The organism is Neolewinella persica DSM 23188 (assembly GCF_000373105.1).
Classification (GTDB): domain Bacteria; phylum Bacteroidota; class Bacteroidia; order Chitinophagales; family Saprospiraceae; genus Neolewinella; species Neolewinella persica.
Window position 1 is genome coordinate 48,670 of sequence record NZ_KB890428.1, and the last position, 14,718, is coordinate 63,387.

Genomic DNA, 14,718 nt, shown 5'->3' on the forward strand with positions numbered 1-14,718 from the left:
GACTACTCCGAGCTGATGTGTTAACGCGCTAACAACAGATCGATCATTGCTTCTGCTGAGACCTGCCCCTTGCGTTGCACAAAATCCCGTTCCGTTTTGTCACCGATTTCATAAGTGATACCAACTGCTCCGAACTGGGTGTTGAACCAACCGGATGTTGTGGGTGGGCCAATTGGCCGGGGAGCGTCGTTGACCCTGAAGTCGCCACCTATTCGCCGTTCGACTTCCGCCAGCCAGGCATCCTTATAACCAGGCATTTTAGTCTTTACGGTTTCGTCGGGCGTATAATAAACGTCATAGTAAGTAGAATGAAAGTCCATCCCCAGGATCACGTCACCTTTTTCACTATTGACAGCCCGCACTACGTGTCGGCTCACTGCACGGGTTTCCGGCTGTCGATACTGTGCCCAATCCCGGTTAAGGTCCACACCACCGGTATTGTGTCGCCAGTGGCCCAGGTCCACTCCGTCAGGGTTGATGAGCGGATAGATCAAAACGCGATAACGGTTCAAAAATTCATTCGTCTTTTCATAATTAAGCATCCCGTCCAAGAATCCCTTTAAGGCCAAATAACCAGTTACCTCCGGAGGGTGCTGTCGGCTGAAGAGAACGATGGTTTCCCGTCCTTTCGGATCGCCCCGATGAACGTCCAGGTAGGGTATTGTCCGGCCAAGACGTGATTTTCCCGCCTCAGCGTACGCTACGCCAGGGGTCTGTGCCAGGCCCTTCATCCAAACGTCTACGTGGCCGCTATTGATGACTTCCTGCCCCGCCAGATAAACCTGGTCCCCTGCTTTCAGGGACATATTCAAGTAGACACCAGTAGAGTCTCCCTGGTAAGTCAGGTTTTCGGTGGGGAGTAGTTGCCAATTCTCCAGATCGGTACTTATTTTAGGATCATACCGATGGCGAGCGGTGCCATAATTGAGCAAAATCGTGAAGCTCACGTCTTTCTCCGCCTTGATCCGAAAAGCATACCAGGGGCTGGGGTTAATCGGAGCATTCTCCGAAAGGATCATTGCTTCGAATTCATTTCCCTCGACACCATTGAGTTCTACCAGTCGGGCCCCGTCGAAAAGGTTATCAAACGTAAGGCCAACTGCCGGAAACTCGTAGGCCTTTTTTTCCTGCATATTGATGGGCCGCGTCGTGGTATCGACTGGAACAGGAAAGTCGTAGGTGGAGGGCTTGATGGTACAACCCGTCAGCCCCAATAGGACAAACAGTAGTATGGGAAAGTAGGGAAAATGCATAACTACAACTTAATTATGTGCGAAATGATGAATGTCTGAAGAGATATACAGTACGCTTAATTTGCGCTACTTTGGTCTACGAATTGGAGTAGCCGAACCACATCGGCCGGGTTGTCGCTATCAATTTTTTCTTGCTTGACAAACTTTCCGGCGGGACTTTTCTTATTGATACCCAGTAAATCCATCAGTTGCCCCCGATTACGGATGGCCTCTTTAGTACCTCCTTCAAAAGCGATAAATAGTTGTTGCTTTTTCTTTAGCGTGCGTTTAGCCTCCCGTGTGTCGAACATGTTCTTATTAGGCGGGTCCTGCCATTCAGAACTGTGATGCCCAATTAGTGAATGATTGGTAGAGCGGTAATAAACCTGGAAAATTTTCATTCCTAACTTGTCTCTAAAAACAGCAAAGTAGTCGTCGCCAAGTTGAGCTTCCGCTACCATCGTATTATAGATTTCGTAAATCCCATCGTCGGTTTTAATCTCGAATTTCTGATCTAACAGGCGGTAACGCCCCTCCAATTCAACGGTTCCTCCTGTGACGAGGCGGAGTACTAAGCTATCCCACTCGGTCCGGTAGTAAGCTTTTTTAGGATCTAATTCCATTAAGGGTGGCGGGGTGCTGACATAGAAAGCTCCGCCCTTAATGAGCCTGTTGACCGGGGCATTATCGTTGATGAAGCTGCGTTTACTCTCGTCCGTAGCTGAGGTTTGTTCGGAGATGTCTTCCAGTTTTTCTTCCTGGCAATAAGCGGCGGAGAGAAAAAGTAAACAGCAGGTAAGTAGGAGGTAGCGGATCATAATCTTGTAATATTGAAAATATAAGATAGAAAATAAAAACGGACCCGAATGCGAGAGCAGACGGGTCCGTGAGTAAGCCTTCACTTTAAACGTGATTGGTGGACCTACATATTAATCGGCGTAGGGTCATCAAGCGTCTTTAAGCCCGGGTAGCTGCTGTTGGAAGAACGTTCTACAGAGGGGTAAATGAAGCGCTGAACCGGCTCGTCCCGGCCGTCAAGGTCGGTACCAATCAGGTTATCGGTGCGGATAATGTCATAGAAAGTCGGCAATCCAAAGACACTGACGAATTTCTCAAGCATGATGGCCTTGAGCAGGGCAGCGTCGTCTGCAAAGTCACTAGCTTCGAAGTCGATATAGTCATCAGTTCCCATGAGACCATCCCAGTAGTTACGGGCATTGTTCAGGGCAGTAATCGCTTTGCCGTTGGCTCCGGTACGCTGAGCTGCCTCGGCGATGATGAGTTGCACCTCTGGGTAGCTGATAACTGGGTAGTCCCGATCAGCAGCGAAGAGACCGCCAGGGTTGGTGTTCAAGCGATCGAATCCACCAGCGGTGTACTGGTAAAATAAGCGGCGGTTAGTGTCATTGGTCTTGGGGCCAGTCCTGGATACGTCGGTAGTATCAGACAGTACGCGTGAGAGGAAGCTACCATCAAAAGTCAGGTAATCAGAACGCTGCTCGGCCTCGAACTGGAAGAAGAGGTTCTCAGCAAAGTTTACGGTTGAATGGATGATACTGGGCTCATCGTCAGGTTCATCGAAAGAAGCTTCTGCAGCGGTAAGGGCACCGGGGTAATCTTTCATGCTTAGCTTATAGCGAGCTTCCAGTGCCTTGGCCATCTCGGCCCAGGTACAACCACCAGTAAGTACGGAGTTACCCCCGCTAATGGACAAAGCTCCTGCTTTACCGCCACCCGTGTTTAGTAGAGCAATGGCACCAGTAATTACGGATGCCTGGCTATCATAAGCCGGGTCTGGAAAATCCGTAGCGTTGTCTGCTTCTGAAAAAGGTACGTCACCAAAGAGCAAGGCTGCTTCTGCTGCGTAAAAGCCCTCCATGATAGTGGCAATCCCCTCAAAACCAGTAGCGCCTTCAGCGGCTGCTTTAGCCTTGGCACCGCGGGCGGGAGCAAGACCATCACGGTACAGTTCATTCCAGGTGGCATCAAAGTCAGAATCATCTACACCGTAGTTGTCCTGGGTGATGTACTGGCGATCTGAACCAGTGAACTGATCGGTCCACATGCCGGCAATACGCGCAGGCTCAGCCTCCTGAACGGAGGCTACGTTGAGGACAGCATGGTTTACCAGCAGCGCAGTGCTGATGTCGGTAAACTCGTTGGGGTCGATGTTGAGGTCTTCGACAAAGCTTTCACAGCCGAAGGCACCGGCGACTAGGCCAGCTAACGCAATTGTGCGAAATAGTTTCATTTATTTATATTTTAGCTTGTTCGGTATTCAATTACCATCCCGCAGGCGGGACCGGAGATCGGGCGGGAAATCACTTGCTTTAAAGAGCAAGCCGGCTTTCCCGCCCGGTCGGTAAGTGTTGATTTAGAAACCGAATTTGAGGTTAAAGAGAACAGAACGGGTACCGGGGTTGGTAAAGTAGTGGAGACCACGACCTTTAGAAGCACCGGTAAGGTTGGTGTCGGGATCAGCACCTTCGAAGGCGGTCCACAGAATCAGGTTACGACCGGTGATGCCAACGGAGACGTTGCTAAGACCAATTCCACTAAGTGCTTTAGCAGGTAGTGCGTAGCTGATGGTTGCTTCACGCAGACGAGTCCAGGAGCCATCTTCGATGAATTGCTCACCTACTGCACCAAAACCGCCACCGTTGTCGAGGTACCACTCAGCATCTGCCGCTACGGGGCCGGCACCAAAGTCAACGATGTTGCCGCGGAAAGGCGTACCCGCCGGGATGATCTCACCGGTGAAGGTGGTCAGGTCCTGGGTAGGAGTTGAAATGTTTGCAGTTTCCGGGTCGATACCGAAGTAAGTTAATACACCTTTAGTACCGTTCCACATGTCCTGGCCCTGAGCGGTCTCAAAAAGAACACTGGCAGAAAAACTTTTGTAGGAAAACTCGGTACCGAGGCCACCACGCCAATCCGGGTTTGGATCACCAATTACACCCTGAGTGGACGCGTTGAAGGGGAAACCTTCTTCGTTGGTCGCCAGGCTACCGTCGGCGTTACGTTCCCAACGACCACCGTAGAGGGCGCCGAATGGAGAACCTTCCACTACTGCAGAAGAGGTAGAAGTGAAACCATTAAGGATGTAGCGGCTTACACCTGGTAGTGCTTCAACCTGGTTCTTATTGGTCGTGAAATTGGTGAAAACGCGCAAGTTAACGTCCTTCTTTTGGATGACATTGAAGTAAGCGTCAACTTCCAAACCGCGGTTGCTGATCTCGGCTGCATTGGCGTAGATCGTAGAGAAGCCAGAGCTGGGTGGAGCTTCGAGTGGCAGGATACCATCGGTCGTATTACGGTCGTAAACGGTCAGGTTCAGTCCGGCACGGTTCTGAAGGAAGCGCAGGTCAACACCGAATTCAATTTCGGTTACACGTTCGATCGTCAGATCAGGGTTACCCTGAGTACCACTACGGTTGAAGGTACCTCCATAGTTCGCACCGTCCAGCACATCACCCCAACCTGGGGAGCCAGCGGAAGAGGCAGAGAAGGTGTTACGGTTCTGATAAAGACCGGGCTCAATACCTACCTGGCCGTAGCTAGCGCGGACCTTGGCGAAACTAACGCCTTTGGTACGGTCATCTAATACCTTGTAGCCAATGGACGCAGATGGAAAGAAGAAAATTTCGTCCTGAATGGCAGCGGTACGTTCAGCACGACCACTCAGCTCAACGAGCAGGTTGTCAGCGATAGTAGCGTTCAATACACCGAACACACCATTCTTACGGTTCCGGCTCTGGTACTGATCAGCATCCTGGTTAGGACCGGTAGCGTTTTCCAGAATGAACTCCTGGTTAGGTGAGTTGAAAAGCAGGTTTACTGCAGAACCACTCAGGCGTTGATATTCGTTGTCGAATAGGTTATAACCAAAGGTATAGTCGAGGTTAAAGCCGTCAGAAATGTTACTGTTACCATTCAGGATCAGGAATAGGTTTTGAGTCTTCTCGGTGATCTCATCACGGAAAAGGCCACCTTGCCCCCAGTCACCTGCAGAATTCACAGGGTAAATAGTACGACGCTCATCGGTGTAGTAATCAAGACCGTAGCGAGCGGTAGCCGTCAGGTTAGGACGGATCTTCCAGTTTACTTCAGGAGAGACCAGGAAGCGCTCTACGATGTTAGGATTCTGCTGTACGTTGGTTGTCCAGCCCGGGTTGTTGTAAGTTGGGCGAGCATCACCAAGGTAACGGCGGTAGCCACGATGGCCGGGGCGGGAGATGCCGTTGGCTCCGGTGTAAACGCCAGAGTAATCGGTATTGTCAAAATCGGGAGAGCCACGCAAGTAGCCGAGGTAAAGACCATTCAGGTTAGACCCTGTCTGGATACGCTCCGACTGGATGCCAGAGTAACTGGTGTTGACGCGGATGTTGAGGTTATCGATCATGTCGAAGTCCTGGTTGATCCGAACGGTGGTCCGCTTGTAGTCCGAGTTACCGCGCATGATACCTTCCTGGTCAAGACGGCTCAAGCTGAAGTAGGTGTTGCTGTGGTCTCCACGGTAGTTTACGCTCAAGTTGGCGTCCGAGGTCCAACCGTTCTGGAATACCTGGTCGCGGTTTACGTCGTTGTAAATGGTACGGTCACCCTTGGTGGTGATGGGACGGTAAACTGTGCCAGTTTGGTCGCCAGTAAAGAAGGCACCGCCCTCAGTTACAACATCTGTTCCACTACGATCTGAAATACGGTCACCCCAACTGAGGCTGGTATTGTTTACGTAACTACCGAAAGCAGCGCCCGTAATGGGGTTACCCTGGCCGAAGACATCCTGCTTCTCGTATTCCTTGTTGATGACATCAGAGGCATAAGAGTAGCCACCGCTCACGCTGAAGCGCTTACCTGCTGTTTTACCACGCTTGGTTTTAATGACGAGTACACCGTTGGCTGCACCGGTACCGTAAACGGCAGCGGCGGAAGCGCCTTTAAGTACGGTGATGCTCTCGATGTCATCAGGGTTGATGTCATTGAGGCGGCTCTGCTGAACAACGCCTGCAGTGCTGTTACCAACGGATGAGTTAGAGATCGGCACACCGTCAAGAATGATCAGTGGAGAAGCGTCACCCAAAACCGTGTTCTGACCACGAATCTGGATGTAGGCACCGGCACCGGGGTCACCGGAGTTACGGGTGATGGTTACACCAGAAGTCTTACCAGCAAGACCCTGAACAACGCCCGTTTCACCGGAGCGATTCAATACGTCGGTTTCGATCAGCGTGGCAGACGAGAGGTCGTCGTCACGCCTGCGCTCAATACCAAGGGCGGTAACTACGATCTCTCCCAGTTGCTGGGCATTTTCTTCCAGCACAATATCATACGTCGTTTTACCAGCTACGATTGGTACATCTTGAGTAGTGTAACCAGTATAGCTGACAACGAGTTGCTCGGAGTTTGCTGGAATGTTGATGCTGAATTTACCATCAATGTCAGTGACGGTTCCGGAAGTCGTACCCTTTACGAGTATTGAGGCACCGATCAGCATTTCACCGGAGCCGTCCTTGACGACGCCGGAAATGGACTGGGCAACAGCAACGCTGAAGCCAAGACAGACCATGACAATTATAAATAAGAATCTTCTCATTGTTAGTATGATTAGTTGATTAACTAGGTTCAAATAGTAGCGTAAATAATTGGTCGGAGCCACGCCCGCCAAATTCTCGGTTGGTTTAAAAAAAATGCCTTTTCTTAGGGAGAGGGCCATAAACAGAGCAGCTCCCTATGGCGTGCAAATGCACGATAGCGGCTGAAGAATTGATGGAAGAGTGAAGTATTTAGTCTCAAATCTAAAGGCCTGAAGTCAATGAAATCCCTAAGTTTTATCGTAATAGTTTTACAACTGTTAGTAAAACGTTAAGGCTAAGTTAATCAATTCCACTGTTTGAACAAACTTAATTTTATGCAGCGGCCTAAATCCCCGTTCTTTTTTACGACGCCTTAGGTTAGTAAAGTTCAATTCCCCGGCTATCCGCGTTCCCCTAAGGCTTGTGGTTGCGACACAGCTATATAACCTTTCCTTATACCTGCGTCAGCGCCCGATCTTGCTTTGAGAATTCAGGATAGTCAAGTTCTTACTTAGCTGGAACCCTTGCCTCAAATACTCCTTTGCAACGTACCCCCCTGTCCACTATCTTCGCCCCATGCGCATAGTAACCTATAATGTAAACGGCATCCGTGCCGCTCTGAAAAAAGATCTGGCCGGTTGGGCCGCTGATACGAATATTGATGTCCTCTGCCTTCAGGAAACGAAAGCTCACCCAGAACAGGTGGACATGACTGAGCTGGAAGCCGCCGGCTTCGCCCATGCACAGTGGCACAGCGCCACGAGCAAAAAAGGCTACAGTGGGGTACTGACCCTAAGTAAAACCATTCCTGATCTGGTGCAGGCTGGCATCGGTATGGAAGATTATGATCGTGAGGGTAGGGTAGTACGAACCGACTTTGGCGACCTGACTATCTTTAACTGCTACTTTCCGAACGGGGGACAAGGCGAAGAACGGCAAAGCTTCAAGTATCGATTCCTGGATGACTTTCTTAGCTATATCATCGAGTTAAGAAAATCGCGGCCTAATATTCTGGTCGTTGGTGATTACAATATTGCACACGAAGAAATCGACATCCATAACCCAAAAAGCAATATGAATACCTCCGGCTTTCTCCGTCCGGAACGAGATTGGATGACAAAGTGGTTCGCGGAATCCGGCCTCGTAGATACCTTCCGGCATCTCCACCCCGAAACTGAGGCTTACAGCTGGTGGAGCTACCGCGCCAACGCCCGAAACAACAATAAAGGCTGGCGGATCGATTACCTGAGCCTAAATGAGGAAATCATCGATCGGGTAAAATCAGTAGACCATTTCAAAGACGCCGTACACTCTGACCATTGCGCGATTTTGCTGGAGCTTGAGTAGTGAGCAGTGTACAGCTTTGCTCGGCTGCTACGCAGTTCGGTGTACTTACAGAGGATAGAAAGGAGGACGCAAAGAGGTCCTTCGGAACGCTATGGAAGACGGATCTTCCTTCAAAGAACGCATGCGAGCAATCAGGTGCGGCAGCACTGCCCACTACCCACTACTCCCTTACCCACTAAAAATGGCCTATCCGTTTCCATAAAGTGGCCCCCCTCATTTTCCTTAAACGGGTTGCTTTACTAGTCCAATTCGATCTATGTTTGTTGTCACAACAGAAACCAACGCAGCATGGATCGCATTTTTTTGGATAATTCCGCCACTACTCCCATTGATCCTGAGGTATTAGTAGCGATGACAGAGGTCATGGCGAAGAACTATGGTAACCCCTCCAGCATCCACGCTGAAGGCCGGCAGGCCAGAGCACTCATTGAGCAGGCGCGTAAAACAGTGGCCAATACGCTGAATTGCAGTATTGGTGAAATCTTCTTTACCTCCGGTGGTACCGAAGCCAATAATATGGCGCTGAAAAACAGTGTTCGTGATCTGGGCATAACTCGAATCATTTCTTCTCCGCTGGAACATCACTGCGTGCTCCACAGTCTGGACGCCATCTGTGAAAGTGGTAATACTGCCGTTGAAATGGTACGCATAGATGCGCGTGGAAACGTAGACTTAATCGACCTGGAACAGCGGCTGGCGGCTTCTTCCGAGAAGACCCTGGTTAGCCTTATGCACGCTAACAACGAGATCGGGAATATGCTGCCTTTAGAAAAAGTAGCCGCCTTGTGTGAATCCGCCGGCGCACTGTTCCACTGTGATACCGTTCAAACGATGGGCTACTTTCCCATTGACCTGGATACCACCCGGGTTAACTTCCTATCCGGTTCGGCCCATAAGTTCTATGGCCCTAAAGGTGTGGGCTTTGTTTACATAAACAACGATAACATCATCAAGCCCTACCTGAATGGTGGTGCGCAGGAACGCAATATGCGCGGTGGCACGGAGAACATCTACGGCATTGTTGGGCTGGCAGCCGCGCTGAAAATGGCCGTTGCTGAACAGGAAGAACGTGCCGCCAAGATCAGGACATTAAAAGAACACTTCCGTTCCTCTTTGCTGGAGAAATATCCCTCGGTAACCTTTAATGGTGATACTGAGAATGGCCATTACAAAGTACTGAGCGTGAGCTTTCCAGAATCCCCAAAAGGCGATCTCCTCCTGATGAACCTCGATCTGAACGGTATTTCCGCCAGTGGTGGTTCGGCCTGTTCCAGCGGAATTGACGTAGGTAGCCACGTAATCGCCCACCTGCATCCGGACAGTAAAAGACATACGGTACGTTTCTCTTTCAGCCATCATAATACCATAGCGGAAGTCGATTATGTGGTAGAGAAGCTGGAGGGGATGCTGTAGTTAGTTTTTAGGTATCAGGATATAGTGATCAGTATTCAGGGTTCAGTTGTAACTGGCTCTGAATGCTACATACTGAGCACTGAGTACTAAACCCTTAATCCTGAAAACTCCCCTGCTACCCAAAAAGCTCTTTCAGGTTAGCAGCATTCGCAGGTTTCATTCTCCCGGCCAGGACCAGTCGCAACTCCCGTCGGCGAAGGGCCGCTTCAAAACGTTGTTCTTCAATTTCAGAGAGCGGAACTACTTCTGGAACCGGAACCGGGGATCCATTGTCTTTGTCCAGGGCGACGAAGGTGAAATAAGCGTGGTGTGTGCGTCTGGGATTCATGCCCTGCATGGTTGCCGCAGTGGCCTGTACGTATACTTCCAGGCTGGTGTTGAATGCCCGGGTCACGGTAGCTTCCAACGTCACAACTTCCCCGTTACGGATGGGGGACCCGAAGGCAACATTGTCGACCGAAGCAGTCACTACCGGTTTGGCACAGTGTTTTCCTGCACAAATAGCACAGGCGATGTCCATCCAACGCAGCATATTCCCACCCATCAGGTTATTTTGTGGGTTGGTGTCGTTGGGCATTACCAACTCGGACATGATTGTACGGCTTTCTTCGATTTTCTTTGGGGCGGGTCGGGACATCTGGTTTGATTGCTTCTGTGAAGGGTTTACTAATGCGAATGCGGCTGCAAAGAAAGGACTATTTGGCGGGTTCTCCCTCATTTCTATTGAACGGATACAAGCGCTGTTGGCAAACAGAATCTTAACCTGCGAATTTCAATTTCAGGTACCAGGAAATGGGCCAACGCTAAAAGCTGCGCCGACAAGTTTTAGTTTAGATAATGTAGAGCTAAGATTGAAGCCGTTACCGAAGCATAACCCCCGGACGGTCGAGAACGGGTACTACCTTTAAAGCCTGCGGACTGATCTCACCAGCTTGAAAGACATAACGCTTATCCAGCATTACCTCTCCCTCATTAAAACTGATCCAGTACTCATTTTTGAGGTCAAAAAGCTCGCGTTGAATCGGTTCTACCTTTAAAAAGGAATTTGGCATAATGATCTGATGGAAGTGGCGGAGTACGGTCGTGGTCTTATCGCTTCCGTTAATTTCTCCATAACCCTGGCTGGTAATCAGAACACTCTCCATGGGCTCGGTGCGGAGGTTTACGATATAGGTGTCCCACAATTCCTCTTCAGTACCATTATCGCGAGGTACTACTGCTACAATAATGTCCTGGACTTCGGGTGTGGTGATATCTTTGTTCATAAGGCAATATGTTCAGTAGGCATGTGAGATTGCCCGCGAAGATAAGGACTTCCTTGTTAAGAAACTCAGTATTAGTGGTTAAGAAAAGGTTACCGGATAACCGTTTTTCGGGCGCGAACGCAGGTGCACAGTAAGACTAAAAAGCAAAGTAAGTAGCGTAAACCCCGCTTTTCTATTGGTGCATTTTGCGGAAGGAAAAGATTAGGCTTTATTGACAATAATGTAGAGGCAAATACCAGCCTTGGCGTCTTTATCAGGGTTTAGCTGGGGTCGCCCCCTCAGGGGGCATTCTTTCATTAACCTTGTAAGAAGATCAGGCTCTTCTCTGCACTGGCCAGGCTTCCTGTGTCGTAGTTGCCATCCTGCTCCACCATACAGTATGCTACGCCGAGTTCTTTGCCGTACCGCATCAGTTCTTTGATGGGCATTTCGCCGTCGGGCAGTTCCTCGTAGGCGTTGCCGGGTACGTCGTCCAACCGGGTGACGACGGGTGTGCCCGGATGAAGTTGCTTAAGGTGAAGAAGCTCGAGGCGGTTGGAGATTCTTTCCATGGTCTTGCGCGCATCCTGCCCGGCGATCTGTGCCCAGAAAAGATCTAGCTCGAAGGGGACAAGGTCGCCATCCATCCGATCCAACAGCAAGTCAAAACCTGTGGTACCCTCAATTGGGTCCCATTCAAAATTGTGGTTGTGGTAGGCCATCTGGAGGCCACTCTGCTTGGCTCTCAGGCCAGCTTCGTTGAGGTCATCGGCCAGTTTTCGCCAATCATCGCCACTGGTCCGTTCTTCCGGGCGGAGGTAGCCGAATACCAGGTGGCTCAGCCCGGCTTCGCCAGCCTGGTCCAGTACCTCGTTGAACTCGAAGGGCGTATCATCCGGGGTGTACTGCCAGCCGCCAGTTACGGTGTTCCAATTAATAAAGGAACTGTGGACCTTAAGGCCGAGGTCGTCGCAGACGGGCTTTAGTTCACCCAGTAGACGGGTATCTCCAAATTCAACCTGGTAGTAGCCAAGTTCCTTCAGGGTCTTCAGTGTCCCGTGAGGATCTTTTTCCATTTGATCGCGGACGGTCCAGAGTTGAATGCCGATGGTGTCTAGGTAGGGCAGGGTAGATTCGGGCATTTCTTCGGGAGTTTTTTTCGTTGTTGTCTTATTTGTTGTGTTCCCACAACCAAGTAGTGGCAGGCCGGCGGCAGCGATGATGGAATTGCGGAGGAATATCCGGCGGGAGTTGGTTAGCATGGTGACTTTGTCTCGTGTTCGTCAGCCGAAAGTAGGAATTTATTAATTGAGTTCCAGACCTCCGAATCCGGCAAATGATCGCAGGACCCGGAGATCCGGAACCATTTCCCTTTGCTCCTTTAATCTCTTCCCCGGCACCTGCGGCCCCGCCTGATTCTAGACCTGAATAAACGCCTTCAGTAGTTGTTGTAACGCTTCATTTAATGCGGTGATCGCTTCCTTCATTTTCCAGGCTTCCCGATTCCGCACCTCAACATAGTTACTGATTGCCCGTAGTTGCAATGGCGCTACTCCGGACTGCAAACAAGCGTAGAAAAATGCGGCTCCTTCCATGCTCTCGACCCGGGCTTCCGGAAACCGACTCCGAAGCCGGGATATGCCGGCAGCTGAACCACTTACTCGATTCACCGAAATGCCTGCGACATCGTCGAAAGGTAAGGAGGCCAATCCTTCTGGAATTTCAAGTTCCTCCCTGCGGTTAAATGGTCTGCCGGGAGGCAAACCGATCTCCCCAAGACTAAGATGCGTCCCATCCGGAGCTTCCGCCCCTAAATCACCAAAACGCTCAGAGGTGACGCGGACGACCTGGCCCAACGCAAGCCCCGGGTCAATCGCGCCGCCAACACCCGCCTGAATGGCCAATTGAGGTAACGGGCCATTCCCGAATCGGTGGCCAAGGGTATAGGCCGTAGCGGTGAGTCCGACTCCGGTAAATAAAACCTCCAATGAAACCGTACCGAAATGCAGGATATTACCTTCCTCTCTCTCGGCCCTGGCCCTCAGCCAGTTTATGGTAGGTTCCGTTTCGAAGAGGGTGGCGGAAATTAACAGGATTTTCATGGGGGTAAGTTACGGAGTTCGCTTCGCTCCCGTTGCAGGGCGCCTTTGGCGCGTTGCAGGGGTCGCTTCGCTCCCGTTGCAGTACGCCTTCGGCGCGTTGCAGGTTGCAGCTACCGCACTAGGAAGCTCACTTCGCTCGTGCGATATTTTTGAAAAAAATCCTGGAATAATTTGGCTGAATTGCCTGTGGCAATTTTTTTTGTGCAACTCCTGCAACTCCTGCAACTCCTGCAACTCCTGCAACTCCTGCAACTCCTGCAACTCCTGCAACTCCTGCAACTCCTGCAACTCCTGCAACTCCTGCAACTCCTGCAACTCCTGCAACTCCTGCAACTCCTGCAACTCCTGCAACTCCTGCAACTCCTACTTCACCCCAGTTTCCGATAAGTGAGCGTCCAGTAAAAATTCAGTGTCTTTGAGCATGTGTCTCAGTTCCTGACGGGCGGCAAAAGCTTCACGGGCCAATACCCGGCGGTCGGCAGAATTGATGATGTTGTTGCCGGCATCTTCCAATAGTGCTTGTATCTCTATAATAATGGTTTGTTGGAAAGTCTCGTTTTTCCCTACTCCACCAAGTAGATGAAACAGCATTTGTAAAAGCCTTCGCATGACCAGCACGTCCTGTTTACAATATTGCCGAAGCTCTTGCATGACTGCTACCAGTACCTCTTCAAACGTATTTACTTTCAGCCAGACTTCTCCTCCACCTTCCTCCCCGCAAAATTTATTGTACTTCGGTAGGTTCATCAGCCGGCCCATTAGCCCGGTTAGCCGGTCCATCACGTCAATGGCGGTGCCGGGGTCATTGATTCCCGGAGACATGGCCCTTACGGCAATTTCGGTCAGGAGTCTGATGGGCGGCAAATACCAATTGTTGAATTTCTGGCTGATTGGAGAAACTGCCTCCATTACCTTGTTTATTTGTTCCTCATCCAGCTCTTGCTCACTTAGTAATAAAGGGTTATTCATTGGGACAAACTGCCCCTTTGCCGTTCCGATGTAAAAGCGGGAACCGTAATCTTTGGCAAGCCTGGACAACTGATGATGATTTACCGTACCGACAAAACCTCCAATGGGAGAAGGGATCGCGTACCAATCTTGCAGGTTTTCGGGCAGCTCGGCGGTCGTAAAGTCATCGTTATGTATCGCTTTTTCTATCGCTGTTAATCCTTCTCCGTAAACCTCCTCTATGATGTGAGATACCTGGATTTTGTTAGAGATGGTAGTGACGAAGTAGAGAAAAAAGACAAGGCAAAGCACTCCTAAAACGATACATAAGAGTACGGATAAATTAGGCACGAATCCGTTGTCGTCTTCCCGGATACTGAGCAACACAATGATGCTTAAAATGATGGTGGCGAGGTAGAACCCCATCACAAATTGCAAGGCCCTGCTGCCGGTGAACATTGGTAACAAACGCGGACTGTAGCTGTTGGCTACCTGACTGAACAAGGTCATCATCTGGGTGAAAGTGAAAACCATCAGGGTAATTACTCCGCCAATTAATATACCGAGAATAGCCCTTGCCGTATCCTGGCTGCTAATGACTACCGCTGGCAGGTTTTCAGAGATCTCTGCGCTGATCTCGGTGTTCAATTCCAGGGAAAACAAACCGAAGCCCAATAACATCGCGATGATCATCATCGGCAAAGGAAGAAAGGCGAGGCTGTCGAAGGCATTTCTAACCCACCCGAGGAAAAAGCGATAAATGCGTTGCATAATGTAAGGTTAGCGGTTCTTTCCTTTAAGGCAGGTTGTTGTCATCGTGTTCGATCACCGGATATTTAGGCTTTGGGTATCGTCAAAT

The 14,718-nt window shown here is 50.3% G+C and carries 12 protein-coding genes; 2 read left to right on the forward strand and 10 right to left on the reverse strand.

Annotated features, from left to right (window positions below):
* Nucleotides 1-20: 20 nt before the first annotated feature.
* The 4 genes from B036_RS0111525 to B036_RS0111540 all read right to left on the reverse strand — a co-directional run bounded on the left by B036_RS0111525 (nt 21) and on the right by B036_RS0111540 (nt 6,825).
* Entirely contained in the window at nt 21-1,253 is a 1,233-nt protein-coding gene (locus tag B036_RS0111525) for a M14 family metallopeptidase (protein ID WP_020568875.1), read from the reverse strand.
* Nucleotides 1,254-1,309: 56 nt separating this feature from the next.
* Nucleotides 1,310-2,050, reverse strand: a complete 741-nt coding sequence (locus B036_RS29040) for a hypothetical protein (RefSeq protein WP_020568876.1) — start codon at nt 2,048-2,050, stop codon at nt 1,310-1,312.
* 104 nt (nt 2,051-2,154) lie between these two features.
* On the reverse strand, nt 2,155-3,483 hold the full coding sequence (locus tag B036_RS0111535) for a SusD/RagB family nutrient-binding outer membrane lipoprotein (RefSeq protein WP_020568877.1): 1,329 nt from the start codon (nt 3,481-3,483) through the stop codon (nt 2,155-2,157).
* Nucleotides 3,484-3,606: 123 nt separating this feature from the next.
* Nucleotides 3,607-6,825 (reverse strand): SusC/RagA family TonB-linked outer membrane protein, encoded by a 3,219-nt coding sequence (locus tag B036_RS0111540; protein WP_026231900.1) that lies wholly within the window; start codon nt 6,823-6,825, stop codon nt 3,607-3,609.
* A gap of 556 nt (nt 6,826-7,381) precedes the next feature.
* Here B036_RS0111540 and B036_RS0111545 point away from each other — a divergent pair.
* The gene (locus B036_RS0111545) at nt 7,382-8,152 is read left to right on the forward strand and encodes an exodeoxyribonuclease III (RefSeq protein ID WP_020568879.1); all 771 of its coding nucleotides are present in this window, start codon (nt 7,382-7,384) and stop codon (nt 8,150-8,152) included.
* A 288-nt stretch (nt 8,153-8,440) separates the two neighbouring features.
* A complete protein-coding gene (locus tag B036_RS0111550; protein ID WP_020568880.1) occupies nt 8,441-9,565 on the forward strand; it encodes a cysteine desulfurase family protein in 1,125 nt (374 codons plus the stop codon).
* Nucleotides 9,566-9,680: 115 nt separating this feature from the next.
* Here the strand turns inward: B036_RS0111550 and B036_RS0111555 are convergent, their stop codons facing one another.
* The 6 genes from B036_RS0111555 to B036_RS0111580 all read right to left on the reverse strand — a co-directional run bounded on the left by B036_RS0111555 (nt 9,681) and on the right by B036_RS0111580 (nt 14,630).
* The gene (locus B036_RS0111555; protein WP_026231901.1) at nt 9,681-10,202 is read right to left on the reverse strand and encodes an acyl-CoA thioesterase; all 522 of its coding nucleotides are present in this window, start codon (nt 10,200-10,202) and stop codon (nt 9,681-9,683) included.
* A gap of 223 nt (nt 10,203-10,425) precedes the next feature.
* Complete coding sequence (locus B036_RS0111560) at nt 10,426-10,830, reverse strand: hypothetical protein (RefSeq protein ID WP_020568882.1); 405 nt, start codon at nt 10,828-10,830, stop codon at nt 10,426-10,428.
* A 296-nt stretch (nt 10,831-11,126) separates the two neighbouring features.
* Nucleotides 11,127-12,071 (reverse strand): sugar phosphate isomerase/epimerase family protein, encoded by a 945-nt coding sequence (locus B036_RS0111565; RefSeq protein WP_020568883.1) that lies wholly within the window; start codon nt 12,069-12,071, stop codon nt 11,127-11,129.
* A 156-nt stretch (nt 12,072-12,227) separates the two neighbouring features.
* Nucleotides 12,228-12,911, reverse strand: coding sequence for a futalosine hydrolase (mqnB, locus tag B036_RS0111570; protein WP_020568884.1), 684 nt, complete (start codon nt 12,909-12,911; stop codon nt 12,228-12,230).
* Nucleotides 12,912-12,920: 9 nt separating this feature from the next.
* Nucleotides 12,921-13,271: a hypothetical protein gene (locus B036_RS33255; protein ID WP_020568885.1), complete on the reverse strand. Its 351-nt coding sequence runs from the start codon at nt 13,269-13,271 to the stop codon at nt 12,921-12,923.
* A 3-nt stretch (nt 13,272-13,274) separates the two neighbouring features.
* The gene (locus B036_RS0111580) at nt 13,275-14,630 is read right to left on the reverse strand and encodes a DUF2254 domain-containing protein (protein WP_020568886.1); all 1,356 of its coding nucleotides are present in this window, start codon (nt 14,628-14,630) and stop codon (nt 13,275-13,277) included.
* Nucleotides 14,631-14,718 lie beyond the last annotated feature (88 nt).

Coding starts and splice junctions, on each gene's coding strand:
- B036_RS0111535 (WP_020568877.1), bottom strand. CDS start 3,483: ATGAAACTATTTCGCACAATTGCGTTAGCTGGCCTAGTCGCCGGTGCC.
- B036_RS0111560 (WP_020568882.1), bottom strand. CDS start 10,830: ATGAACAAAGATATCACCACACCCGAAGTCCAGGACATTATTGTAGCA.
- B036_RS0111550 (WP_020568880.1), top strand. CDS start 8,441: ATGGATCGCATTTTTTTGGATAATTCCGCCACTACTCCCATTGATCCT.
- B036_RS0111580 (WP_020568886.1), bottom strand. CDS start 14,630: ATGCAACGCATTTATCGCTTTTTCCTCGGGTGGGTTAGAAATGCCTTC.
- B036_RS0111565 (WP_020568883.1), bottom strand. CDS start 12,071: ATGCTAACCAACTCCCGCCGGATATTCCTCCGCAATTCCATCATCGCT.
- B036_RS0111525 (WP_020568875.1), bottom strand. CDS start 1,253: ATGCATTTTCCCTACTTTCCCATACTACTGTTTGTCCTATTGGGGCTG.
- B036_RS29040 (WP_020568876.1), bottom strand. CDS start 2,050: ATGATCCGCTACCTCCTACTTACCTGCTGTTTACTTTTTCTCTCCGCC.
- B036_RS0111545 (WP_020568879.1), top strand. CDS start 7,382: ATGCGCATAGTAACCTATAATGTAAACGGCATCCGTGCCGCTCTGAAA.
- mqnB (WP_020568884.1), bottom strand. CDS start 12,911: ATGAAAATCCTGTTAATTTCCGCCACCCTCTTCGAAACGGAACCTACC.
- B036_RS0111555 (WP_026231901.1), bottom strand. CDS start 10,202: ATGTCCCGACCCGCCCCAAAGAAAATCGAAGAAAGCCGTACAATCATG.
- B036_RS0111540 (WP_026231900.1), bottom strand. CDS start 6,825: ATGAGAAGATTCTTATTTATAATTGTCATGGTCTGTCTTGGCTTCAGC.